The sequence below is a fragment of the Lacticaseibacillus mingshuiensis genome (assembly GCF_016861785.1).
Taxonomy (GTDB): Bacteria; Bacillota; Bacilli; order Lactobacillales; family Lactobacillaceae; genus Lacticaseibacillus; species Lacticaseibacillus mingshuiensis.
The window spans coordinates 19,023-43,520 of the sequence record NZ_BOLS01000005.1 but is presented as its reverse complement, the minus strand read 5'-3'; the positions used below and the strand labels follow the sequence as shown (position 1 = coordinate 43,520).

Genomic DNA, 24,498 nt, shown 5'->3' with positions numbered 1-24,498 from the left:
CCTCGCTATTTTTTCGCTGGCCGCGCCACGAGCTTGGTGCCTGCCCATACGTCATAGAAAAAGCGGTGGTGCCGCATCACCAGGTTCCAGATGAAATTCAATATGGTGAAGGCTGCGACCACGCCAAAACCAACCAATAAAATATAATTGCTCTGGCTTTGATGATCATAGGAGTAGATCTCCGTGAACGCCCATAAAAAGCCGCGCCAACTCTGCAGTGTGACCAAATACAGCAGTCCCGCACGCAGCGCCAGCCGCCAAACATTGGCCGGCGCCTCGTCGACCGTCACAATTGCCAGCCGGACGACCAGCATTCCCAAAGTCGCGCCATGCAATAGCAGCGGCATCAGGACATGCACGACCGCCAAGGCGACCACCCACACCGCCACCGGCTGCCAGCTGGAATTCGCCAGCCCCAGCAGCCGCAGCGCCAGGTCGAGCACCCCCGCAACTAACGGCCACACCAGCCCATTATCGAGAATGAACGCGACCAGCCGCCGTGTCCAGGTGACACGTTGCCCCTTCGCCACACTTCTTTCATCCATCGCATCGCGAGTCGGAAACGCGCGCATCAAGACCGGCGCGATCACCCCGCCGAGAAACGCGCCGGTCGTGTTCAAGATCAGATCATCGACGTCGAACATCCGGTAAGGCCGCGGGTAAATGCCATACAGCCCCGACAACTGGGTCAATTCGAAAAACAGGCTGAGCAAAAATCCCATCCCAGCGATCTGCCACAACGGCCGCTTGAAGTAATACCGCAGATAGACCCCAAATGGCAGCGTGAGGACAACGTTAAAGGCCGGCTGAATAAACCAAGGCTGCTTAAGCGCCGCAAGCCACGTGCTGGGATCGCCGATGCGAAAAACAGTGTAGTCCAGAAAATTGCGCAGCGCGTTGAACGGAATCAAGTTATACCGCGGGCTGACGAGTTTGGCGACGGCTGCCGGATCCGGTAACGGTAAGATCACGAGGAAATACGCCGTGATCAAATAATAGATAAAACTGTAAAGCACCACCGCCCGCCAGGCCAAAAAACTGCCATACCGGCGATACTGCACGATCAAAAGCGGCAAGGCAATGATCAGGGCGACAAAAGGAAAGACAAGCAGTGCCATTTTTAATGGAAAGGCATAGATATTCAGATTCACATTCATCGTGGCATCTCCTTCAGGTTTATGCGACGGATCGCTTGGCGGGCAGCGTCACCCGCCGCAGCCAATTATCAAAGACCCGGTAACCGAGCGCGAAGACAAAGGCGGCCGCGAAGATCAACAAGTAACAGCCCACAAAGCTCAACAGCGTCGGCTTGATCCAGCCCAGCTTGAGCACCAGGCCGAGAAACACGGGATGGACGAGGTAGATTGGCAGTGCAAGATCGGCGAAAAGCGCCACAAACCGTGACGGCTGGCGATCATACACCCGCTTGCCAAGCACGAACAACCCGCAAGCTTGAAGCAACACCAGCAGCCCCGCGTTGGCCTGAAACGCCTGATCCAGATGATGCGCCGGCAGTGACAACGCCGCGGTGCCGACCACGATGCCGATCGTCGCAAGCAGGCCAAGCCCGATCAATGTCACACTTTGACGCCGACTGAAATGGGCGTGGTGCAGCGCATGGCCGAGCAGAAAATAGAACCACAGTTGCCCGACGCCACCGAGATGAAATTCCGCAAAGAACCGCTGCAGCAAACTATTTGCCGGAAGGAGAGGGACCACCGTACTCGGCAGCACCACGAAAATAAAGGCAAGCGCCAGCAGCCAATTCACAACATGTGGTTGCTTTGTGAGAGGCCGCAGTACCGGCACTAGAAGATAGCAGCCGAGCAGGACGTACAGGAACCACAGATGAAATGGGCCGAGCACCAGCGTATCGCGCACCGTGGTCCAGTTTCGCGTCAGCACCAGCTCCATGGCGGCGTACAAAACGTTCCACAGCACAAGGGTCAACGCGAGGTGCAGCACGTTATGCCGAAGCAATTTGCGTGGCTCGATCGTCCGCGCCGGGTCCAAAAACAGGGCCCCACTGATCATGATAAACAGGACCACCGCTGCCCGGGTGAAGCCGTTGATCGTATTCATCACAGCCCAGTTCGCCGTTCCGATGCCCAGATCCATGTATTTTGACGTGACGTGTGTAGCCACCACCAACAAACACCCGATCAATCGCAACAGATCAAAATACCCAACACGCGTTTTCTTTCCCACTGTCCTGTCCTCCTGCATGAATATGTCTCAGTATAGCACTCAGGGTTGGGGCGCGGGGATGGGCGGGCGTTCTCGTTATGTGACTGCACCAAAATAGCGCCACTCGATTGAGTGACGCCTGCACAAGGCTGTTTTTTCCATCAGATAGAGGCTTGGCATCCTTGGAAGGAATTTCTGAAGAGCCCCAAATCGTGCAGTTGCCCATCAAAGAAAAAACGACGTCGCAAGGCTTTTTGAACCTCGTGCGCCGTTTAATGTTTTTGGGATGATCAGCGCAATGAGAAAGAAGGGGCAACGACACCTGTTCATGTATGGGAACGCGTCGTACCACTTGTCTGTTGACCGACCGCATAAGTCTCGACTGGTTTCTTCACCGGATGGGCAATCAACCAATCACGCAATTGTTCTGCCAACTGCTTCGTCATTTCGCTAGCCGCCGCCATTTGCACCGTTGTGATCGAATTAACATGCACGCCACAAACGATCACTGCATTCCTTTGAATGACCGGTGCAATCAAAGTAGCTACCCGCTGCGTTAGTACACCCTCCTGGTGGTGATGCCCCGGTCGACTTGGCAATGCAGTGGTCTGAATCTGCTTAAATCTGTCGATGGTGGTGACCACACCATAATGCGGTACATCCCCGCCAATCAACTGTATCAAGAGGTCCTGACTCTGCCGTTCGACGATCATCTGGATCGCATAACCTGCTTGGGTCGCTTCGAATGTTATCGACTCAGTCATGCAGACTCACTTCTTTCAGTGATTGCTCTGCCGATGTCCGTCCCAGCGTGTCGCCGGACGGCATGTGATCGGCTGTTTCTGAGCGCTTGCCATCCTCACCTTGATCAGCCAGGTCTGACTCATGGCGTGCAGCCTGTTTTGCCTCAGCTAAACCAGCCCAACGCTGGTCCAAGTGGCTCTCGATACCGAGATGATCAAGGAACTTCATCACCGTGTGATTCACAATATCATCGACCGTCTTCGGCCGATTGTAGAAAGCGGGAATCGGAGGAATAATATCCACGCCCATGCGCGCGAGCTTCAGCATATTTTCCAGATGGATCTGGTTAAACGGCGTCTCTCGCGGCACGATGATCAACGGCCGCCGCTCCTTCAGGGTGACATCCGCCGCCCGTGCGATCAAATTATCACCCAGCCCGGTTGCGATTGCCGCGATCGTTTTCATGCTGCTTGGCACAATGATCATCCCATCGTGCAAGAAACTGCCTGACGCGATTGCTGCACCCATATTTTGCTCTGAATAGACGACATCCGCCAGCGCATCCACCTGCCGCTCCGTATACCCGGTGGCTTCCACCGCCAGATTTTCCTTCGCCCAGCGCGTTATCACCAGATGCACCTCAACATCAGGATCTTGATGCAAGAATTCAAGCAGCCGCAGTCCATAGATCGTCCCGCTTGCACCGGTAATACCAACAACAATGCGCTTCATTCGAATGCCTTCTTTCTACTATAGTATGACGTCGGATGGGCAAGAATGCCTGACCCCCAAACCGAATCCTTAGTCCAGATATTCTTTCCAGTTAGGCATATCCTTGAACGATGCCCGTTTGAAGGTGTCCTTCATGGTGTAAGGCACTGTACCGTCGAGAACCAGCTTCGAACTCATCCCGCGTACCCGAATCCGCGCCGGATCATATTCAGGTAATTCGCTTGGATCCAGTGGGTGATTGCGCATTCCTTCCAGCACCATGATGTCGCGGTCCGCCTGGAAACGCGTGTTGATCGTCCACATCACATCGTTCCAATCGAAAATATCAACATCTTCATCGACCAAAATGACAGTCTTCAGTTCCTTGAAGGCGGAAAATGCGAGCAACGCAGCTTGACGTTGAATCCCTTCGTCGGCTTCGTTGTCCTTATGAATCTGCATGATCGTCATCAGCTTGCCGCCGCCAGCTGGCGCATCGTACACATTTTTCACCTTGCCCGGAATCGCACGCTCGGTCAGACTCAAGATTGAAGCTTCAGTCGGAATACCGGCCATCGAGACGTGCTCTTCCGATGGCCCAATCGTCGTCTGAACGATTGGATTATCTTTGCGGTGCGTGACCGCCTTGATCTTGACCACATTCACCGCCGGGTTCGCCTTGCCGTTATAGCCGGGGAACTCTGGCATTGCGTAACCGGTGTTCGTGTTGATATCTTCCTGCATTGTCTGATTCGGCAAGATCTCCGCCTCGATCACCCATTCTGAACGGGCAATTGCTTTGGCATCGACCGTTGTGCCTTGCACGATCTGGACAGGCTGGTTCCGCAGCGCCCCTGCAACCTGCAGCTCGTTATACCCAAGCGGCGTGGTCGGTGGCTCAAAAGTCGCGCCGATCGTGATCGCCGGGTCGAGCCCAATGTTGATCGTGATCGGCATTGGCTTGTTAATTTCCTGATAACCTTTCAAAAATGCACCGATATGCCGACCACCAGGCATGATGTACATCCCGATCGTATCTTTATCTTCCAAAACCATCCGGTGAATCGTCACATCAGACTCTTTGCCATCAACACTGTGGCCGTAAACAACCCCCATCGTAATATATGGGCCAGCATCGACCGGTGTATTTGTTGGTGCGGCCAGTAGCTTACGGATATCAAAATCCGGTTCATCTGCTTTGACCACTACTTCCTGTGCCGGGGCATGCGAGCGGTCAACTTCAACCGGTTCTACTGGATGCGTGACCGCTTCGTTGAGCAACCAACCCAACGTTTTGTAGTCATGATGCAAGATCGTGCCAACCCGTTTCCGTGATGCCTGTAAGCCGATCAAGACCCGCGAACCCGGAAAGCCCTTGACATTGTTGAACATCATTGCCGGCCCTTCTTGCGTCGGCCGCTGAACGGTGCCGCCCGCCCCAATGTACCGGTACACACCGGCGAGGTCAGCCTCCGGATCGATCTCCTTGTCAGTCTCGTGGTACTGGCCGGGTAGATCCTTGATCTCTGCCAAAACTTTGCGCAAGTCATACTGTTCTTCTGCCATAGTAAGTAACCTCCTATTTGCATACGATTAACTAACACGTTCAGTATGGCGGGCATAACGTCTCCAAACAATTCAGATTATCTAGTCGATAGATGCCGAATTGGAATGATTGACGGCAGCAAGGGCTTGCGTGGCATAGGCCCAGAAAAGGTCGGCAGCCGGGGTGTGATGATTCTGAAGTTTCGCAAAAGCTAAGTGGCTGTACCTCACAGGCGTTAGCGGCACCGTGGTCAATTCTGGATACGCATGCAGATCAAAAGAGTGCCCCATCATCACTGAAAGGCCCATCCCGCGCTCGATCATCTCAAGAATGAGATCGATACGCTGACCGGAATATCGGATTCGAGGCGCGATTCCAGCCTCTTTGAAAAGATCGAACACAGGCGCTGAAAGATTAGTCGACTCGTTGAGCTGAAGCAAAGTCTGGTCTGCGAGCGCGGCTATTTGCAAACTCTTCCGTTTCGCTAACGAATGTGTTTTTGGCATCACAACAACGAACCGATCGCTCGACTCAACTAAGACTGTGAGCCCCTGTATTGGCTGACTATCAAATAAACGAAGAAAGACGATATCTGCATGACCATTTTTCAGGGCTGGCACCAGCGTATTGGCCTCTGCCTCCGCAAAATTCAGATCAATATCGGAATGCTGATTTGAAAAGGTTGTCACGATATTAAACGCTTGATACGAGGAGATCGTAGGAATACCGCGGACCAACAGCGTCATTCCAGCCTGAAGTTGTTGGCTAGCAAGGGCTGTTTTCAGCTGATGCTGGGCCTCGATCATTTGACGCGCGTATGGGAGACTCGCTCTTCCTGCCGCCGTCAGCTTGACGTGGCGATGTGTGCGGTCGATCAGAACAACCCCCAGTTCCTCTTCGAGTGACAATATATGTTTAGAGATCGTCGCCTGCGTTGTGAAAAGCTGATTGGCCGCCTCTGTATAGTTCAAAGTATTAGCTACCGCGATAAAGCTCTCAAGTTTTCGCAGTTCCATGATGCCGCCTCCAAAATATTCCATTTGAGCATATCTTACCACGCATTCAGAATTGGTCGTTCGTCCTTTTTCTCTATATTGACCGTAAATAAAAAAAGGGAGATGGCAATTATGCCAATTGGTGTGATCATCAATGCCGCCTCGGTTTTGCTCGGTGGCGCTTTTGGTGCGTTCGGTGGTAAGTATCTTTCACAAAAATTTAAAGACGGACTGAATATGGTGTTCGGCGCCTGTTCAATGGCAATGGGCATTTACTCGATCGCCCCTATGAAAAATATGGCGGCAGTGATCTTTGCCGTCATCATTGGGACAGCACTTGGCCTAGCGATTCACCTTGGCGATTGGATCAATCGAGGCGCAAAGGCGATGCAGAATTTTATCACGCGTTTTATTCCGACCCCATCAGATATTGATCAATCAACGTTCGATGCGACACTTGTAACCGTCATCGTGCTTTTCTGCGCAAGTGGGACAGGCATTTATGGTGCCTTGGTCGAAGGGATGAACGGAGATGCGACGATTCTGATTTCGAAATCGATTCTCGATTTCTTCACGGCGGCAATTTTCGCGGCAAATCTCGGGTATGTGGTCGCCTTGATCGCGATTCCGCAGTTTGTCATATTCCTTATTCTCTTCGTGGCAGCGGGCCTGATCTATCCTTTAACAACCCCAACAATGATTCTAGATTTCAAAGCAGCTGGCGGGATGCTGATGTTAGCCACTGGTTTCAGAATGGTTCAGCTCAAGATGTTCCCTACTGCGGATATGATCCCAGCGATGATAATTGTGATGCCACTCTCTTGGTTATGGGTCACAGTGATTGCACCACTGCTTTAAGCTGATCAATGAGCCAATAAAATAAAAAAAGAGCCCAGCTACCGCGCAAAGCTATTGTTGCGCGGTAGCTGGGCTCTTCTTTGACGTGATCTATTTCAGCACTTTAGAAAAACAGCTCATAAAGGTGTGTTCTCACTTGGCTTGAGCCTGGCCGTGTCAATATGGAATGGCTCAGCACAAGTACGACATCGCACATGGTCAACCACGCTGGCTACTTCCATGGGCTAGATACAGACAAATGAGTCTTACCAATGCTTTGTTCAGGCGCCGAATAGCGTCTCTTTTTTGCAGAGCCTATCGATCCACGCGAATAGCTCTGGCAGATCATAATCGCCGTCATGCGGCGTGGCCCATGGTAGCGCAAAATCGACAGAAAATCCCCGATTCTGAAGGGTCAGCGCTAAGATCGTTGGAATGGCAAAACTCGTGTCACGATCTGCTGCACCGTGCCGGATGCGCCAATGTTGCGCGGTCTTCGCTGACCCAATCGCTGTTAACGGATTCATAGCCGCAATCAGATCCGCCGGCGCAAGCGGGGAATGATTTGAATCCATTTGTTGGCTGAACGCCGTGAAATGACGGTCCTCAAATTCATTATTTTCCGGCGAGCTCAGCGACAAACTATCAAAAGCTGGTGTCGATTTCATCCGACCGATGTACCGCAAATAAACAGGCCAATCGACTGCCATCATTTTTCCATCTCGCATAGTGAAACCCGCCTCAGTTGGCACTGTGGCACCAATATCCAGAGCGTGCTGAGCCGATGCGATCAATAAACTTTGAAGATAGGTCAAGAAACTGCCATTTCCATCCGCACGCAACGAAAGCGGCGTGCCATCTGGCGCATGGAGATTGAGACTATTTAGATATGCCGGGAATGACGCCTTCAACTTAGCAGACAGTTCCTGTTGTGCTGGCGACAAGGTCCCGTGCCAAGCCTGGGTCGTCGTCTTTCCATTTTCACTGACCTCATGAAAAGAATTGAAGTCGTTGATACCATTAAACTGCCATTCGTATGCCATGTCCGCATGCTCAAGATTATGAATCGGACAATAGACAGAGGCGGCAAAAACACTGTCATCTTCATCTGCCGCACCAAGCCTTTGCAGTTCTGACTCATACCGCACGTCATTGCCAGATGCGCCAGTCAAGGCCGATAGCGCACCACCCGCACTGGTACCGTTCGTGATGATGCGGTCGACCCGGCCCGGCAGTAGCGCCGCGTTCGCCTTGACCCAACGCACTGCCGCTTTCATGTCAATGAGCAAAGCTGGCGCACCACCGATCTGGTTCCCCACCGCGTTCAATGTTGTGCGGCCGCGAATTCCTGCCGACACGACGACGTAACCTTGTCGTAGCGCCGCTTCGATGGTCTTCCCGCGACTCGGCCACCCTGCTTCGCCTGGCTGATCCGCGGGTCCTGGGAGATACCCGCCAACCGTATTTGGCATCAGTATTGGCGCGGTCTCAGCCGTATAGCCATTGACCGATCCATGATCAAGGTACGCTACCGGGGTGAACACGTTGAGCTTCTGAATTTCAGCCACCGGATGTTGGACATAGATATTATCACGACTCTCGGCATAGCCGAAACCATCTGCGAACGTGCGCCCGATCCAAGTCTTCGCATCAAATTTCATAGTCATACGCGCCCCTTCTTTCTTAGAGCTCATTATAACATCAGGCGGACGACCGACCCATTCATCCTCCACCTGCCCATTATGCCAATTCAGAATATGGCCAGCAGCTCAACATACCGAAAAATTGTGAACCGCTTTGCTGGCAAGTATATTGATCCGAATCAAACTCGAGGCCGTACGAATACCACCCACTCGAATCACCAAAAATCGTAAAAAAAACACCGAGGTTTGAAAACCCCGGTGTCTCACGATCATGCTTTTCTGGGTGGTCAGGGGAAACGTAACTGTTTCACGTGAAACATTTTTAAGCTGACAAACGCTGATTTGTCGGCTTTTTGTTTTATTATGGCACACACTCGGCACACTCTGAACGATTTTCATTCTGACGGCACCGTGACCAATCCTTCCAGTCGCTTAGAAGCCTCAATATCACTCTTGGGGTAGAGGTGACCGTAAATTTCTAAGGTTGTTCGCACATCCTTGTGACCGAGACGATCTCGAATCACTAGAGGGTTCTCACCAAGGCTGATTAACAGTGAGGCATGCGAGTGCCGCAATGCGTGGGCGGTTACGGTTGGCACTTTGGCCAAATTGCCGTAGTCATGAACAATATCATTGATGTAGGTGCTGTTTAGTGGCGCGCCGTCCTGGGATAGAACGAACTTCGAGCGGGTCATCAGTCGCTGATCTTCGTACCACTCTTCCAAGTAGTCAATCGTTTGCTGGTCAATGCTAATGACCCGCATACTTTGTCGGTTCTTGGTCTTGCCTAACTTGTAGTTATTGACAGACTTGTAGAGCAACGACTTATTGATGTCGATTGTACCAGCCTTTAGATCAACGTCTTTCCAAGTTAGTGCTTTAGCTTCACCGGAACGCATGCCGGTCATAAACAAGAACCACAGAATGATGAAATCAAATCGGTGTGTGTAGGTATCCTTGCTGGTTTGCTCAATCACCTTTTGGAATTGGTCCTTAGTCCAGAACTCGACTTCATCTTGGCTACGCTTGACGTTGCCGACAATCTTAGCCGGGTTCTCCTTCATCAAACTCATTAAGATGGCGCGCTCGAATATTTTACCCAACATGGTATGCGCAACCCGCGTTGTTCCATTGGCATGGTCTTCGAGATAGCCAAGTTGCCATTTCTGAACGTCAAAGGCTGTGATTTTGCTAAGTTTCATTGAATCAAACTGATTGAACGAACGCTCTACCATGCCTTTACGATGTTCATAGGTCTGCTCTTGCACCGTGAATTTGTACCACGGGAAGAAGTACTTGTCACAGAACTCCTTGAACGTAATCGGTGAATTGAACTGCTCGTCCTCAAATTGGGCAACCAGCTTTCGATAGGCTTCCTTTGCGAGCGTTTTGGTTTTGAAACCAGAACAACGCTTCTGGCGGCGCTTCCCAGTTCGCTTATCAAAGCCAAGACTGGCACGAAAACCATATGTGCCGTCCGGTGCTTTCTTGATCAGGTCGCTTTCTTTAGTCATTTTTAGTACGCTCCTTTGTTTGGCTTGGGAGCGTGTCTCTCTGTGTTTCAAATAATGGACATCCAAGAATCGCTTCGATTGCATAGGCAGGGACGCGACGCCTGCCCCGAATTGCATAATAGTTCAGTCCTTGTTCAACGAGATTGGCCTTAGCCATTCGCAGTAACTGTGCCGCCTCGTAATCGCTGAACCCGTGCTTTACCAAGTCTTGGCGACTGATGAACAGCGCCGACTGTGCCGGTAAGGCCATTCTCTCACCTCCTAATTGTGTTGTGGTCTTATCTTGATGGTGCTATTCTATTTTCAAGGAACTAACATCCATAAGCGTAAAACAAACACTTTAGATTTAAGCTTAGTGTACCATCCGCACTGTTAGTTGTAAACATTTATTAGCTTTACATCAAACATTAAATATGCTTAAATATTCCATAAAGAGTTACATTATCGACAAACCCCACGTACCACAACGAAAGAGGTGCCAACATGGCAATCGATCCAGACAGAAAGGCCACGAAGAAGAAACGTCAACCCATCACTGGCGTTCAGCTAAAGCTCACAACGGGACAGATCATCGGTCAAAATATTCGTCGACTGCGTAAGGCTAATGGATACACCCAGAAGCAATTTGCCGAGAAACTTGAGACGATTGAACAAACTGTCTCTAAGATCGAACGGGGAGTGTTTAGCCCCTCCACAGACAGTTTAATGAAAATCTGTACGATCTTTGGGGTCACACCTAATGATCTCATGCTAGACACCACTAAACTTCAAGCCGTGAATGCGCAGGTCATTGACCAGCAAGCAGATTCTTTTGCGGCACTAACCAAGCACATGACAAAGATCCAACAGCTATTTGCACTAGCTGATAAAGCTCATGACGCGGGTGACGATGCAGACGAGCGGGCAACAATTCAGCGTATCATTGATCTGTATACGCCACGCATTGATGACTTGCGCCGGGTTGCCGAATGGCTCAATGACAATTACTCCACAGAAAGTATGCGGAAAATTGAAGCCGAGTTGCGCGCTAACTTAGTGAACGAGGAGTAACGCTATGTTAAGACCAGATGAGCAACGGAAAGCCGCCAGTGCGTTTGTTGAGCGGTGGCAAGATCGTGGTAACGAACGACAGGATAGTCAAACGTTCTGGCTGGACTTGTTGGAGAACGTATATGGCATCGATCAGCCCGGAGAATATATCAGTTTTGAAGATCAAGTCCACCTTGACCACACTAGTTTTATCGATGGCTATATTACCGCAACTAATGTGATGATCGAGCAAAAAGGTCGCATCAAGGACTTACGCAAAGGCATCAAACAGTCCGACGGCACCTTCCTCACGCCATTTCAACAAGCGCAACGTTATGCGATGAATCTACCGTACTCACAGCGTCCCCGCTGGATCATTACCTGTAACTTCACCGAGTTCTATGTCTATGATATGGAACGTCCAGGTGGCGATCCTGCTGTCATCGCTCTGACCGACTTGCCAGAAGAATGCTACCGCTTAGACTTCTTGGTTGACCAAGCGAACCCGCATCTTGAAAAAGAAATGCAAGTTTCCATGCAGGCAGGCGAACTGGTCGGACAAATCTATGACGAGTTGCTTAAGCAATACCGCGATCCGAACTCTGATGACACCCAACGCGCAATCAACCAGCTATCGGTGCGACTGGTGTTCTGTTTGTACGCCGAAGATGCCGGCATCTTCGGTCGGCACGGGATGTTCCATGATTATTTAGCCGACTTCGATACGCGTTTTTTGCGTAACGCGGTGATTGACCTGTTTCGAGTACTCGATACACCGATTGGTAAGCGCGATCCCTACCTTGATGAGAAACTAGCCGAATTTCCTTATGTGAATGGTGGCATGTTTGCCGATGAAGACATTGAGATTCCGCAGTTTACTGACGAGTTGCGGACGCTCTTGCTTGAACACGCCAGTGCGGATTTTGACTGGTCGCAAATCAGTCCTACTATTTTCGGTGCGGTGTTTGAAAGTACCTTGAATCCTGAGACCCGGCGCCAAGGTGGGATGCATTACACGTCCATTGAGAACATCCACAAGCTGATTGACCCACTGTTCCTAAATGAGTTGCGGACTGAGCTTGAAGACATCAAGAAGCTCAAGCAACCGGCGACGGTCAAGCGACGTGCAGCGGCATTTCAGGATAAACTCGCGGGGCTGACCTTCCTCGATCCAGCCTGTGGTTCGGGGAACTTCTTGACTGAAACCTATTTGTCGTTACGCAAGCTGGAAAACGATGCTATTCGGTTGATTTACGGCGACCAGAATATGCTGGCGTTGGAAAAGCAGATCATCAAGGTCTCAATCCAGCAGTTCTACGGCTTCGAGATCAACGACTTCGCTGTTTCAGTCGGGAAGACGGCGCTGTGGATTGCTGAATCGCAGATGATGGAAGAGACCAAGTCCATTGTTTACACTAATATTGACTTCTTGCCGCTGAAAACCTACACCAACATCACCGAAGGCAATGCCTTACGGTTCAGCTGGTCGGAACTGGTGCCAGCGAACCAACTCAACTACATCATTGGCAATCCGCCTTTCAATGGTGCGCGGCTGATGAGCAAAGTGCAAAAGGAGGATCTTCTTCAGGTGGATTCCCAAATTGACGGTATCGGTAGCTTAGATTATGTAGCTGGTTGGTATCTGAAAGCCGCACAGATCATGCAAGGGCACAGTATTCTCACTGCCTTTGTCTCCACAAACTCTATTACTCAAGGCGAACAGGTAGAGATACTTTGGAAACCAATGCTTGAACGCTACGGTGTACACATTGATTTTGCGTATCGTACGTTCAAATGGACAAGCGAAGCGAAGGAAAAGGCATCAGTATTTTGCGTAATTATTGGTTTCAGTAAGACTGCAACCGGGAGGAAGGTAGTCTATTCAAGTAGCGGACAACCCGAGATTGTTACTCACATCAACCCATACTTGGTTGATGCGCAAGACGCATTTGTAAAAAACAGATCTAAGCCATTATGTAGCGTACCGCCAATTAGCATTGGAAATTTACCCATTGATGGCGGCAACTATTTATTTGAAAAAGATGAAATGGAGAGCTTCATAAAAGCAGAGCCTGAGTCTAAGCGATTCTTCAAACCGTGGTATGGCTCGAGGGAGTTTATCAATCGAAAACCGCGCTATTGCTTATGGGTGGGTGATGCAACTCCCAGCGAATTGCGCAAAATGCCTCATGTGCTGGAACGCATCGAACGTGTGCAGGAATTTAGGTTAGCTAGTACTCGTGCGGCTACTCGAAAACTTGCTGACAAGCCAACCCGATTCCACTTTGAGAACATGCCGACAACCAACTTTCTCGTAATTCCCAAGGTTAGTTCAGAGAAGCGCCGCTATATTCCGATCGGCTACATGACACCAGATAACTTAGCAAGTGATTTGGTCTTCGTTGTACCTGATGCCAACTTGTACGAGTTCGGTGTACTGACGTCCAATGTTCATATGGCATGGATGCGCACCGTTGCGGGGCGGCTCAAGAGTGATTACCGCTATTCAGCTAAGGTTGTTTACAATAACTTCCCGTGGCCTCACGTTACCGCTGACCAACAAGCGAAGATTGCTGAAACTGCTCAACAGATATTGGACGCACGTGCGCTTTACCCAGATAGCTCCTACGCTGATCTATATGATGAGCGGACGATGCCGAGTGAGTTGCGTAAGGCGCACCAGAACAACGATCGCGCAGTTATGCGCGCATACGGTATGGACGTAGCGACCACAACCGAAGGCGACAGTGTGGCGAAGCTCTTTACGCTGTACGCGCACCTAGCCAAGTAGTTGATAACGAAGACGGTGAAGCGTCGAATGTAGGACTATCCTGCTATCCACGTTTCACCGCTTTTTTATAAATGATGAACTGGTGTGCCGGATGAGTATCCGCTGAACCCCTGTTACAATGCGAGTTTGGCGACACCTCAAGATTTCATATTCTGACGAAATGATGGATTGGGTGTGCCATCCACATTTTCACTTTTCACTCAAAATTGCCGGTGCATCAATGTTTCTACCCTGTGTTCGGGCAATTTTGTTTTATTTAGTACCCCCCTGTTAGAGTACTGGGGGTATAGCGGTCGGCTATCGCCGACCGCTGGCACTCACGCTTGCGGCTTTCGCGTTGCACGCCGCGCGTGGTGCCATCCGAGTCCGTTGTATCCAAGTCATGTACAAAGAAGTATGCTAAGAAGAGAAAAACACTCTGGGAGGATTGAATTATGGCAACGGATTTCGATGGTGACATTTCTGAAGAAGTGGTAACTGACACTCTCGCTGAGAACGGTAAGCAAAGTGATTGTAAGTTCAGAATAATCGAAGGTGGGGATGGTGAAAGTTTTCGGGAAGTTTCAACTGACGAGTTGAAAAAGTACATCCAACTTAGGTTATCTGAAACCGCACATTTAAGTGTTCTTTTAGGCTCTGGATCATCTCTTCCTGCTATCCCACAAATGAAAACTACCTTCGCAGAATATAAGTCAAAAAATCCAGCAGGCCTAAGGCCGCTACTAAGAAAGTACACTGAGAATCCTAAACATGATCCAGATAATATTGAGACTTTTCTTTCGTGGATTGAAAGCCGGATAAACGGTCTATCCAATAGTGAGATTCGCAAAGAGAAACAAATATACCACGATGTAGAGAAGAGATTGATAAGCTCAATTTCCAAGGGGTTTCTGGATGATTATAACGAAGTAGAGAAAAGACCAGACAACAGTGATACACACAATACTAATCAAGCGGGGAAAACTGAATTAACGTATGAAACCTTTATGCGTCGACTCGCAAAATTACGGGAAAGTAGCCGGGTGAGCGATGATGCAATCAATGTATTCACTACAAACTATGATCTGTTTGTAGAAAACTCACTTGATCGGCTTAATTACTCATACACGGATGGCTTTCGTCATAAATTACGTCCAGAGTTTAATATTGCAGAGTATAGCCGTCGCCCAGTTGATGTTGCTCGTAGATTTAGAGATAGGTGGTCACCCGTTTCACCCTTCTTCAAGGTATACAAACTACATGGATCCATAAATTGGCTTAGATCGGGAAAGTCAATTGTTCGCAGTTCTGACTGGGATTTAGGCAATTCCGTGGTAATTGCCCCAACATCATCGAAATATGCTGACACTCAGGGTTCTCCTTTTTCGGATCTCTTTAGAGAGTTATCCGTCGAGTTGTTAAAGCCTAATACGACTTTGATTGTTAACGGTTTTGGATTTGGAGATGAACATATTAACGAGTTACTGCGACAAGCTTTAAGTCGAGATGACTTTGCGATGACTGCTTTTGTTAACAATCGTGAAGAGAATGTAAAAGCGTTTATGAATAAAGTGAGTGGAAATCCAAAGGCAACATTTATTACTAATGGCGAAGGGAATAGTTCTGCTCATTACTTTTCTACTTTGGCAAGCTTGCTAGCTTTTGAAGATCCATTTGAGAATCACGATTCGGAGGCTGAAAATGGAAAATGAATGGCGCGTGGGAGCGATTGAGCTAGTTACTGCCAATTATTTGGAGTTTTCTGCAAGAGAATCTGATCTAGCTTCGTCGTTGCACTTAGGTGAATTGCAGAGTGCTCACGGAGTAAACGACTTTGTATACACCACAGTGCAGTGGAACGCAACAGATCTATATCGAGTTGTGAAAGTTCGGAATAGCGCATATGACAAGGTTTCTGACGCTAATTCGATTGGGGCAGTTGAAAAATTGCTGTTTACATGTGAACCGGTTGGAACGATTGTAGACGGCCATTTCATGTCGGGTATTCAAAGCTTCCCAATGGTAGGTGATACCGTTTACGGAGTAAGCAATTCCTTTCTAAAGCGTATTTTTTCGGGGATCGGTGATGGGCTGGTTTCAATGGGCCGTGTTAGCAACTATACGGATGTAGCTCCCACCTTAAACGTTGGAAAAATACTAACATCACATATAGCAATATTGGGCAACACTGGTTCTGGAAAATCTACCACATTGCGAGTTTTCATGGATAGATTACACTTGGTAGAATCCAAACTTAAAGAGTCAACCAAGTTTATCGTATTTGATGTTCACGGAGATTATGAGCAGTTGGAATTTACAGATCAGGTATCAGTGCGCAGCATGCATCTTCCATTAGAGAGGCTCTCGCTCGATGATTGGGAAGCAGCGCTACTACCAAGTGAGAAGACGCAAAAGCCCCTCCTCAATAGAGCGTTACAGATTGCGAAGACAACCCCGGAAAATCGAAAACTCATATATGCAATCTTAACACGGTTAGCCATTCGAGATATTACACAAGATTCATTCGTGATGCTGAAACGGTCAGTCGAAAAGTGGTATACAGCAGTATTTGGGAATGAACAACATTCTCAGGCGGCACTAAAGTCGTGGGTTCAAAACTTCTCGAAGATTGAGGGCGAACCACAAATATTGTCGGTAATATCCAGTGCAATCCCTGATAATGGGCCTCAGACTATCGACGAAGTTCTTCAGTGTACGGATGAAGAATATACAATTTCACTTGAAGACATTGAAGAGGGATTTGAAATTGTGTTTGGCGAGGAAGAAGTGCAGGGCAATCGTCGCGTTCGCGCAAATACAGAAACGATGATTAGTCGTTTCAGGAACTTAAAATCGAGATACGGAGATGAAGGTGGCATATTAAACGCCGCACATGGTATGCCGCTTCAAGTTACAGACTGGACAAGTTCTAATAATCATTCAAAATTTGTTGTATTAAATCTAACGGAGTTCGATGATGATGCGTTGCGACTGATTTCAAATTATGTCGTGCGTTCGGCGTTTGAAATGAATTACACTCTAGGCCAAAGTGATCGAAACAGTATGCCCTTTTTCTACCTGTACTTAGATGAGGCACACCGATACGTAAAGACTTCTACTGATGGATCGTCAACCATTTTTGAGCGAATCTCACGAGAAGGTCGGAAGTTTAATGTTTATTTGGGTATTATTAGTCAGATTCCAAGTGAGCTTTCTAGAGTTGTCCTATCTCAAACCGGAGCATTCTTCATTCATCGAATTCAGAATTCAACAGACTTGGATTTTATTTTGCATAACGTACCTTCAGCTACTCAGTCTCTGGTGTCAAGACTTCCAAGCCTAAGAGCAGGCACCGCGCTTTTATCAGGAAACGCGGTTGAAATTCCATTTGAATTAACTATTGATGCTGGTAATTACGCAATCGCATCATCCTCAATCTCACCTCTCAATGACAGCAGTGATCAACTAAGGTAAACAGTAATACCCTAAGCCAATTTAAACGCTTAGGGTATTTTCTTTAACATAGAAGGTCTATTCTTGGATGAAGTCGTGGCACAGAGATGGCACACTTCAAAGCATTTTCGTTGTTTTTCGACGGTTTTAGCTCTGTTAAAACGCCGCAAACTCGCTATTCTTGCCTCAACCAATATGAGGACTTGTTTTCACGTGAAACGCCTTAACCATGCGGCCTAGAGCTGTTACCAACCAGCCTTAAAACTCCCGTGGTTTTCTCTGTGGTTTTCTAATTCAATTTTGCATATATTTGGCAAGTGCAGCAGTGGCCTCCGATTCTTGTTTCGCGCTGACATGAGCATACACGCCAAGCGTAATAGTCGGATCAGTGTGCCCGACCAACTTCTGTACCGAAGTGACAGGAACGCCGGCAATCAACAAGTTTGATATAAAACTGTGCCGAAACCCGTGGATAGTGATCCTTGGGGTGAGGTCATTATCATCTTGAATTTTATGCAGACGCTTTGAGGGCGTGTTCAATGACTGATAACCGTTTTTAGTATTGGTGAACAACAACTGGTCAGGACCAATAGTATTGATGCCCAGTCTTAAGAACGATTTCTGCTGAATTCTGCGCCATCGCTTCAAGTACGCAATCGTTTGGTTGTCTACCGGAATGGTACGCCGCCCCGCTCGCGTCTTTGGCGCCTGAACGATCTGTCGTCCCTTATCGCCTTGTGTCAGTGTCTTGTTGATCTTCACGCTGTTGTCTTTGAAACTGACATCGTGCCAAGTCAACGCTAGTAACTCACCACGTCGAACACCGGTATAGGCTAATACCCTAAACATGATGAAAATGTCGAAGTGAGCTGCTTGGTCAATGCAAGAAAAGAAATGATTCATCTGTTCCTTAGTCCAGAAGTTCTCAGGCTCATCACCCGCCAGATCATCATGGTGCGGTAGAACAACGGCCTTGGCTGGATTCTTGTCCATGTACCCTTGTCGAACTGCATAGTCCATAACCGATGAAGCATAGTTATACCAACGCTTGTAGTTCGCTGACGTGAACTCGAACCACTGTTTGACAGCCTTCTGAACGTCCTTAGTGGTTATAGTGGCGATCCGCTTATCGCCAAAGGCTGGTAGAATATGGTTGTCAAACATGCCAGCCGTTCGGGCCCACGTAGATTCTCTTACCGTATTAATATAGTTTCCATACCACTCCTCATATACATCCCGAAAGAACACGGGTGTTGGTTTTTCTTCTTCTAAGTCACCGTTGCTGATTGCTAGTTCAAGTCTAGCTGCTGCAACAGTGGCTTCTCTTTTTGTCTTGAACCCTCGCCGCACCTTGTACTTCTTGTGGCCAGTCTGTGGATCATTACCAGCAAAGACCTGAACGCGCCAGAACTCTTTGCCGTCTTTCGTTGCGTACTTTTTAATTGATGCCATATCGTTTTCTCCTATCCGTCACGCTGGGCAGGCGGTGTTAGATTGGAGAGTACAGCGGAAAATTCCGCGGTAGTTGGCGCCCCTGACGTGGGGCATAAGACAGGGTGCGCGCAAAACCTCGCAGACCCATAAGACGCCGTTCAACGCGACGCTATGTAATGAATGGGTATGCCCAATTTTGGGTACACCTCTTTTTGTCGTAGCTGAAAAGTCGGCAGTGAAAACTAGTCTTCGAGAATTTGGCGCTGGGGATCGTACCTAAGAGTGTAGTCATATCTGGTTGCATCATCTATACCAATTGAAAAAGCAATTACTACCGGTTGCGTATTCAAAAATTTTTCAACATGTGAGGGTAACACAGATAACAGATGCGATTCGCCTATATCCTTCATTCGATTCACGATGCGATTTTGAAAACTAATTGATAGTAGGTCAAATATTTGTGTCTTAAATTCGGTGGCAGTAAGCAACAACGCAAACAAGTCAACCGGCTCAGAACGATAGTCTTCACTTTTATCAATTTCACTTGCCGACTCAATCCATAAACTATACGAGTAAGTTTGCAAGCGGCGGCCTGATTTAGCCGAGATCACAACAGCAACCTCGTCGCTGTCATCGGGTGAAGCGCCATTAATTGCTAAGCGAACAGGCGCGTAATCAAAAAAATCTGTTGGTGTAACTGATAGGTAATTGCATAGTATATCAGTTGTTTCTGTGGAAATATTTCCTTCAGGATTATTAATAAGATTTGAAATTGTGTTTCTTGATAGGCCAGTATCATGGCTGACAGTTTTAACGTTTAAGTCGCGTTCTGCTAGTAATATATTAAGCCGGTTTGCAAGCATATCGAGCCTCCTGTGTTTAACAACAGTTTACATTTACACACTAAAATCGTCAACAGCCCTTGCGCTTGTTAACAGACGTGGTATAATCCTAATTGTTAAATGCACATTGAAAGCTGAATATTTTAAAGCGTTGGGCATTTAAACCGTGAAAGGAAGTGGCAGTAATGCAAGTGCAAGCAAATTTGACCATGACGCCGGAACTTAAATCAGAGCTTCGCAACATGGTTCATGAGGAAGTTGCCGGTATGATCCAAAGCCAACAAGCTACCCCGCGAGTTCCCGATTATTTAAATCTTGGCGACAGCGCCAATTATTTGAACGTGAGCCGCGGGACGCTGGCCAAGTATATCAAGGAAGGCATGATTCATGTGAACCTTATTGGCACAGCCAAGCGCATTAAGCGTGTGGACTTGGAGAAGTTCATGGAAAGCAAGACCGTTTAACCGCTGGGCAGGCGGGCATGTAAGCAACTCATGACAGGCGCATAGCGTCAGAAAGGCACAACATCATGAAGCTATTCAGTAAAGAAGAGATGGCACTAGACCGCGAACTCGGAGACTTGATGGACGACATTAACCTCAACATTCTGGCCATTACAGAAGGCAGTACTGTCACGGTTGATGGCAAGGACATTTTCAACAGTGAGCTGGCAATCACGGCTGCAAAAGAGCTGCTGCGGGTATCGGAGATCCTAAAGCTGTATGAAAACGAGGAGGACGCTGATGATTAATATCATTGCGTGGCTACTAAGCCACCCGCTCACCGTCCCAGCACTCTGCATGGCGTTCCTGATCGGGGCCGTCTGCGGTGCTTACGTTCAATTCTCGGAGGACGATCGTCATGCCAAAAATGGTTAGCACAAGGTTCGGATTTCAGTGGCGAGACTACGTGCAAGCCGATGCCGAGTGTGATCGGTACTGGCAAGCGCAAAAAGCCGAAAAGCGCTCACTGATTGAAGCCACAAAAAAATCGCCAAGAGTTGCAGCTCAAGGCGAGAAGAAGACAAGCGAAAAGATCTATATCGACTTTTAGCTTGCCTCTAGTTAGATGCTTTTGTCAAGAAAAATGGAGGCAATTATGATGAAGAATGTTTCAACTGCTGTTAAGAATCCGTTAGATTTGAGCGATACGTTGTATGAATTGCGCAAGGCAAAAGGATCCTTGCTCGCCCTTTGCGATGAGCTAGATGAGTTCGGCAACTTGGTTTGCCGGTTCGATGACGATCACTCGCACGACAATGCAGTATGGGTAGCTTGTGCTGCTTCGCGTGACTTTGACACGTGGAAATATCTAATCTTTTGTGCTCGAGATATTATTACCGACCAGATTACCGCTATTGACCCTCCAGAAGCTGATGAGGAGGCGAACGCATGATGACGCAACCAGACATTGAAGCAGCTCAAGACTTGCTTAGAGAGGCTAGTTATCTACTCATCATTCTAGGAAGAGAGCTTGAAGACAAGCCGTTAGAAGCATTGACCGATGCCACCGCCAATAAAGTCATCGATGCCCGGCGCATTTTGATGGAAGGCGGTGATCCCGATGCCGACAATGCTTGAGATGGCCCTCTCGTACCAGCAACACGGCTTTGCCGTCTATCCTCTAGCACCAGGCACCAGAACGCCGCTCAAAGGCTCACACGGGTATAAGGACGCTACCAAAGACCCTAAGCAAGCCGAGGCATGGTGGGGTGAACACCCTGACTACAATATCGGCCTAAGACTTGACGGCATGCTGGTATTCGACATTGACATGGGACACAAGAGTGCCGCTGATGGCAATGAATCGCTGAAAAGACTAAGCGCTGATGGGCGCGCTAGCCAGATACCGTCTACCTATATTGAAACTACCCCAAACGGTGGACTTCATATGTTCTTCACCTATCCCAAGGAATTGAAGCTAACCAGTCGGGCCGATCTGTTCTCCAAGTCCGGAGAGAAAACCGGTCTCGATTACACGGCGCTGGGCGTGCCCGTCTATCCCAGCATGCGAGACAGCGGCATGTATAAACCACTAAAAGGCCACAAGCTGACCACGGTTGCCCCTGCTCCACAGTGGCTGCTAGACGAGATTAACCGATATAGAGGACCCGTTGTCGGATCATACCGCACTGATCCTGATTCATGGTTTGGCAACTTCATCAATCGACTTGTAGATGGTTCAGACGAAGGAAACCGAAATCAGTGGTTGGCCAGCATTGCCGGTTCAGTCTTTCGGTCGGGCGCTGACCCTGATAGCTGCGCGGATCTAGTTCAAACTATCAACCAGCGCTATGTTCGCCCTCCCTTGCCTAATGGCGAGCTAGTTAAGATCATCAAGTCAATTAGTAAGCGCGAAATTGCGCGCCGCAGTTAGGGGGTGAAGCATACGGACAGCTTAAAGGAAGAACTAAACAAGTCGCCAGAGTTTAACCGGCTCAAGGTGATCTCTAAAAGCTCATTAGAACCATTTGACGTGAACAAGTATCCAGAGCCTCAAGATAAGACCGAGAAAGGTATTCGGGCATATAACAAACAGCTTGCTGCCAAGTTACCGAACTGGTTAAGAGTTTGGTTTCAAGCCGAGCAGCGCGATGAAGACGATCCCCAAAACGTAACCATTCATCGGAATATCAAGGTGGACTTTCTCACCTACGGCTACCACTTCATGGATAAAACACGAGTAGAGAGTTTCCCCGGGTTGAGCGAGGGTGCGATATATGAGCCTAGCAAAGGGACGTGGCGCACATTTGGCAAGGGTGAGTTCACTAAGACCACCGAGAGCAGAACCACTAAAGAGATGCTCAAATGGGGGCTGTATCGTGAGAGTGATATTACAGGCGCCAGACGATTCTTGCAACGCATCAGCTACAACGAGGACTATGGTAAGCGATCACCATTTGATGAGAACCCACATCCAGAACTGGTTGCGTTCGCCAATGGCACATATAGCATACTGACCAATAAGATGCAGGAAAGTAGTGCTGACAATTACATGCTGAACGCCCATGAGTACGCGGTCGATCCAGATAGGGACGATTGTCCAGAGACTGAACGACTGCTTGCAGCTATGATGGGCGATGCCGCCGTCACCTTTGAGGAATTCATCGGTTATATGTTCTACCGGTCTTACCGTCCATTCCAAGCATTCCTATGGTTGTATGGTACCGGCGGTGAAGGCAAAAGCACACTTATTCGCAGAATTACTAACCTCATCGGGCGTGACAATGTGTCAGCATCAAAACCAGCAGACCTTGCCAATGGTGACCGTCGTTTTGAAACAGCCAATCTATACGGCAAAGAAGCAAACATCGTGGCCGACGTTGGCACAGACTACCTCAAGAGTACAGCCGCGATCAAGTCCCTAACTGGTGGCGACTATATACCGGCCGAGTTCAAAGGCATTCAGAACTTTAAGTTTATGAACTATGCCAAGCTACTATTCAGCGCTAACGAGATGCCAGCATTCAGCGACCACAGCACCGGGTTCGCTGATCGTGTCATCGTTATCAAGATGATCAACGGCGACACCCGGCACACACACTGGTGGGATCAGTTCGACGACACCAAAATGAACGAAGAAACACCACGTTTTGCCATGAAGTGCATGCACATGTTTGCCAAGGCGCTTAAAAGCGGTGGCCTGACAAAACCTGATTCGGTAGTAAACGCAAGCCAAGAGTGGCTGGACGCAAACGACCACTTCAAAGAGTTCCTAGACGAATACGCCACTATCGATACAAAAGATGATCGCGGTGAAGCAACCACTGTTGTAACAGCTGAATATAAGCGCTTTTGTCAAATGAACAACTACACTGATAAAACGAGCACACAAGCCATCGTGAAAAAACTTGCTACTTACAATGTTTATAAAGATCGGAGTCGAAGAGGCTATAACAACGACGGTGGAAATGTTCAGCGATTCATTGGCTTGCGTCTAACGGGCTCGCTTATAAATGACCAATTTAACGAGTAGTCGGCCATTGTTCCAGTTTTTTTGGAACACTGTTCCAGAAAATAAATCGTTTTTGGAACACACAAATGCCTTAGCTGCGCGGATAAGAAGCCCTTGTTCCAGAAGTTCCAGAAATTTTGCGATTTTTCTTAATTTAAAACACTGGAGGTTTGTATCAAAGAATAGACCTCTAGGAAAATAAATCTCAGAAAATCGATTATTTTCTGGAACATCTGGAACAACACTAGAGCCACAAGGGATACAGCAATAATTTTCTGGAACAAACTTGGAACACCGTTCCAGAAAATCTGGAACACGAAAGGAAGAAAACAATATGGACACAGTATGGGAAGTATTTCACGGTCAGAGCTTGAAGCAGTTAGTTGACGATGCACATCAGGACATGCCAACGCCATATCACGCAACACATGTTAGTGTTCAGTACCTCAATAATGAGTGGGTGGTTACGGTATTGGGCGAACTCGACAAGGAGGATTAGCATGAAGAACTACTCAATTGCCCGCCTGAATAAGGTGGCTGAAATTGGTAAGACAGTTAGTCGCAGGACTGGTGCAGGTATTAACATCTCTACATTTGAGCCGACTGGAACCCTGTTCTATGGCTCATATAACCGCACTGTGACACAGACCTACCAGATCACTGGCACAGACTTAGAGGACACCATCGCCATCGTGGTACGTCACACTGACGCGCTAGACGACAGCATGATGATAAAGCTGAACAGCACACTGTACACAATTAAGTCTATTGCCTATGACGATGATCCGAACGCGTTTGATATTGTGACGCTCAAGAAGACAACCAAAGGAGCTTAGAAC

At 48.4% G+C, this 24,498-nt stretch carries 25 protein-coding genes and 1 pseudogene; 15 read left to right on the top strand and 11 right to left on the bottom strand.

Annotated features, from left to right (window positions below; genetic code table 11):
• Positions 1-5: 5 nt before the first annotated feature.
• The 6 genes and pseudogenes from JUE67_RS04290 to JUE67_RS04265 all read right to left on the bottom strand — a co-directional run bounded on the left by JUE67_RS04290 (position 6) and on the right by JUE67_RS04265 (position 6,204).
• Positions 6-1,157: a VanZ family protein gene (locus JUE67_RS04290; RefSeq protein WP_225877907.1), complete on the bottom strand. Its 1,152-nt coding sequence runs from the start codon at positions 1,155-1,157 to the stop codon at positions 6-8.
• A 19-nt stretch (positions 1,158-1,176) separates the two neighbouring features.
• Entirely contained in the window at positions 1,177-2,208 is a 1,032-nt protein-coding gene (locus tag JUE67_RS04285; RefSeq protein ID WP_203626782.1) for an acyltransferase, read from the bottom strand.
• A gap of 305 nt (positions 2,209-2,513) precedes the next feature.
• Positions 2,514-2,951, bottom strand: coding sequence for a prenylated flavin chaperone LpdD (gene lpdD, locus JUE67_RS04280; protein ID WP_203626783.1), 438 nt, complete (start codon positions 2,949-2,951; stop codon positions 2,514-2,516).
• A gap of 151 nt (positions 2,952-3,102) precedes the next feature.
• Positions 3,103-3,663, bottom strand: a pseudogene (locus tag JUE67_RS04275) (UbiX family flavin prenyltransferase); the annotation flags it as partial.
• A 69-nt stretch (positions 3,664-3,732) separates the two neighbouring features.
• On the bottom strand, positions 3,733-5,208 hold the full coding sequence (locus JUE67_RS04270; RefSeq protein WP_203626785.1) for a UbiD family decarboxylase: 1,476 nt from the start codon (positions 5,206-5,208) through the stop codon (positions 3,733-3,735).
• 81 nt (positions 5,209-5,289) lie between these two features.
• Positions 5,290-6,204, bottom strand: a complete 915-nt coding sequence (locus tag JUE67_RS04265) for a LysR family transcriptional regulator (RefSeq protein WP_203626786.1) — start codon at positions 6,202-6,204, stop codon at positions 5,290-5,292.
• A gap of 111 nt (positions 6,205-6,315) precedes the next feature.
• Here JUE67_RS04265 and JUE67_RS04260 point away from each other — a divergent pair, with 111 nt between their 5' ends.
• Positions 6,316-7,041, top strand: a complete 726-nt coding sequence (locus JUE67_RS04260; protein ID WP_203626787.1) for a DUF554 domain-containing protein — start codon at positions 6,316-6,318, stop codon at positions 7,039-7,041.
• Positions 7,042-7,301: 260 nt separating this feature from the next.
• Here JUE67_RS04260 and JUE67_RS04255 read toward each other — a convergent pair whose 3' ends face one another.
• From JUE67_RS04255 to JUE67_RS04245, 3 genes are all read right to left on the bottom strand, one after another.
• Positions 7,302-8,687 (bottom strand): subtype B tannase, encoded by a 1,386-nt coding sequence (locus JUE67_RS04255; protein WP_225877908.1) that lies wholly within the window; start codon positions 8,685-8,687, stop codon positions 7,302-7,304.
• Positions 8,688-9,058: 371 nt separating this feature from the next.
• Positions 9,059-10,177 (bottom strand): site-specific integrase, encoded by a 1,119-nt coding sequence (locus JUE67_RS04250; protein ID WP_203626788.1) that lies wholly within the window; start codon positions 10,175-10,177, stop codon positions 9,059-9,061.
• A complete protein-coding gene (locus JUE67_RS04245) occupies positions 10,170-10,427 on the bottom strand; it encodes a DUF3173 family protein (RefSeq protein WP_203626789.1) in 258 nt (85 codons plus the stop codon). Before JUE67_RS04245 ends, JUE67_RS04250 begins: the two co-directional genes overlap by 8 nt.
• A gap of 233 nt (positions 10,428-10,660) precedes the next feature.
• Here JUE67_RS04245 and JUE67_RS04240 point away from each other — a divergent pair, with 233 nt between their 5' ends.
• From JUE67_RS04240 to JUE67_RS04225, 4 genes are all read left to right on the top strand, one after another.
• Positions 10,661-11,227: a helix-turn-helix domain-containing protein gene (locus JUE67_RS04240; protein WP_203626790.1), complete on the top strand. Its 567-nt coding sequence runs from the start codon at positions 10,661-10,663 to the stop codon at positions 11,225-11,227.
• A gap of 4 nt (positions 11,228-11,231) precedes the next feature.
• Positions 11,232-13,997 carry a DNA methyltransferase gene (locus JUE67_RS04235; protein ID WP_179396181.1) on the top strand — a complete coding sequence of 922 codons (2,766 nt, stop codon included), beginning with the start codon at positions 11,232-11,234 and terminating at the stop codon, positions 13,995-13,997.
• Between the two features lie 434 nt (positions 13,998-14,431).
• Positions 14,432-15,688 carry an SIR2 family protein gene (locus JUE67_RS04230; RefSeq protein ID WP_203626791.1) on the top strand — a complete coding sequence of 419 codons (1,257 nt, stop codon included), beginning with the start codon at positions 14,432-14,434 and terminating at the stop codon, positions 15,686-15,688.
• Positions 15,678-17,450: an ATP-binding protein gene (locus JUE67_RS04225; RefSeq protein WP_203626792.1), complete on the top strand. Its 1,773-nt coding sequence runs from the start codon at positions 15,678-15,680 to the stop codon at positions 17,448-17,450. Before JUE67_RS04230 ends, JUE67_RS04225 begins: the two co-directional genes overlap by 11 nt.
• A gap of 273 nt (positions 17,451-17,723) precedes the next feature.
• On the opposite strand, the gene JUE67_RS04220 is transcribed toward JUE67_RS04225, so the two are convergent.
• Both JUE67_RS04220 and JUE67_RS04215 read right to left on the bottom strand, forming a co-directional pair.
• Positions 17,724-18,881, bottom strand: coding sequence for a site-specific integrase (locus JUE67_RS04220; protein ID WP_203626793.1), 1,158 nt, complete (start codon positions 18,879-18,881; stop codon positions 17,724-17,726).
• A gap of 224 nt (positions 18,882-19,105) precedes the next feature.
• The gene (locus tag JUE67_RS04215; RefSeq protein ID WP_203626794.1) at positions 19,106-19,726 is read right to left on the bottom strand and encodes a helix-turn-helix domain-containing protein; all 621 of its coding nucleotides are present in this window, start codon (positions 19,724-19,726) and stop codon (positions 19,106-19,108) included.
• Positions 19,727-19,890: 164 nt separating this feature from the next.
• Here JUE67_RS04215 and JUE67_RS04210 point away from each other — a divergent pair, with 164 nt between their 5' ends.
• The 10 genes from JUE67_RS04210 to JUE67_RS04170 all read left to right on the top strand — a co-directional run bounded on the left by JUE67_RS04210 (position 19,891) and on the right by JUE67_RS04170 (position 24,495).
• A complete protein-coding gene (locus JUE67_RS04210) occupies positions 19,891-20,169 on the top strand; it encodes a helix-turn-helix domain-containing protein (RefSeq protein ID WP_203626795.1) in 279 nt (92 codons plus the stop codon).
• A 65-nt stretch (positions 20,170-20,234) separates the two neighbouring features.
• Positions 20,235-20,456 carry a hypothetical protein gene (locus tag JUE67_RS04205; protein WP_203626796.1) on the top strand — a complete coding sequence of 74 codons (222 nt, stop codon included), beginning with the start codon at positions 20,235-20,237 and terminating at the stop codon, positions 20,454-20,456.
• Entirely contained in the window at positions 20,449-20,583 is a 135-nt protein-coding gene (locus tag JUE67_RS12810; protein WP_255559903.1) for a hypothetical protein, read from the top strand. The genes JUE67_RS04205 and JUE67_RS12810 overlap by 8 nt, the downstream gene beginning before the upstream one ends.
• A complete protein-coding gene (locus tag JUE67_RS04200; protein ID WP_203626797.1) occupies positions 20,567-20,758 on the top strand; it encodes a hypothetical protein in 192 nt (63 codons plus the stop codon). The genes JUE67_RS12810 and JUE67_RS04200 overlap by 17 nt, the downstream gene beginning before the upstream one ends.
• A gap of 48 nt (positions 20,759-20,806) precedes the next feature.
• Complete coding sequence (locus JUE67_RS04195) at positions 20,807-21,100, top strand: hypothetical protein (RefSeq protein ID WP_203626818.1); 294 nt, start codon at positions 20,807-20,809, stop codon at positions 21,098-21,100.
• Positions 21,097-21,285 carry a hypothetical protein gene (locus JUE67_RS04190; protein WP_203626798.1) on the top strand — a complete coding sequence of 63 codons (189 nt, stop codon included), beginning with the start codon at positions 21,097-21,099 and terminating at the stop codon, positions 21,283-21,285. The genes JUE67_RS04195 and JUE67_RS04190 overlap by 4 nt, the downstream gene beginning before the upstream one ends.
• Positions 21,269-22,081, top strand: coding sequence for a bifunctional DNA primase/polymerase (locus JUE67_RS04185; protein ID WP_203626799.1), 813 nt, complete (start codon positions 21,269-21,271; stop codon positions 22,079-22,081). Before JUE67_RS04190 ends, JUE67_RS04185 begins: the two co-directional genes overlap by 17 nt.
• Before the next feature lie 3 nt (positions 22,082-22,084).
• On the top strand, positions 22,085-23,680 hold the full coding sequence (locus tag JUE67_RS04180; RefSeq protein ID WP_203626800.1) for a DNA primase family protein: 1,596 nt from the start codon (positions 22,085-22,087) through the stop codon (positions 23,678-23,680).
• Positions 23,681-23,993: 313 nt separating this feature from the next.
• Positions 23,994-24,158 (top strand): hypothetical protein, encoded by a 165-nt coding sequence (locus tag JUE67_RS04175; protein WP_203626801.1) that lies wholly within the window; start codon positions 23,994-23,996, stop codon positions 24,156-24,158.
• A 1-nt stretch (position 24,159) separates the two neighbouring features.
• The gene (locus JUE67_RS04170; protein WP_203626802.1) at positions 24,160-24,495 is read left to right on the top strand and encodes a phage head closure protein; all 336 of its coding nucleotides are present in this window, start codon (positions 24,160-24,162) and stop codon (positions 24,493-24,495) included.
• The last annotated feature ends 3 nt before the right edge of the window (positions 24,496-24,498 follow it).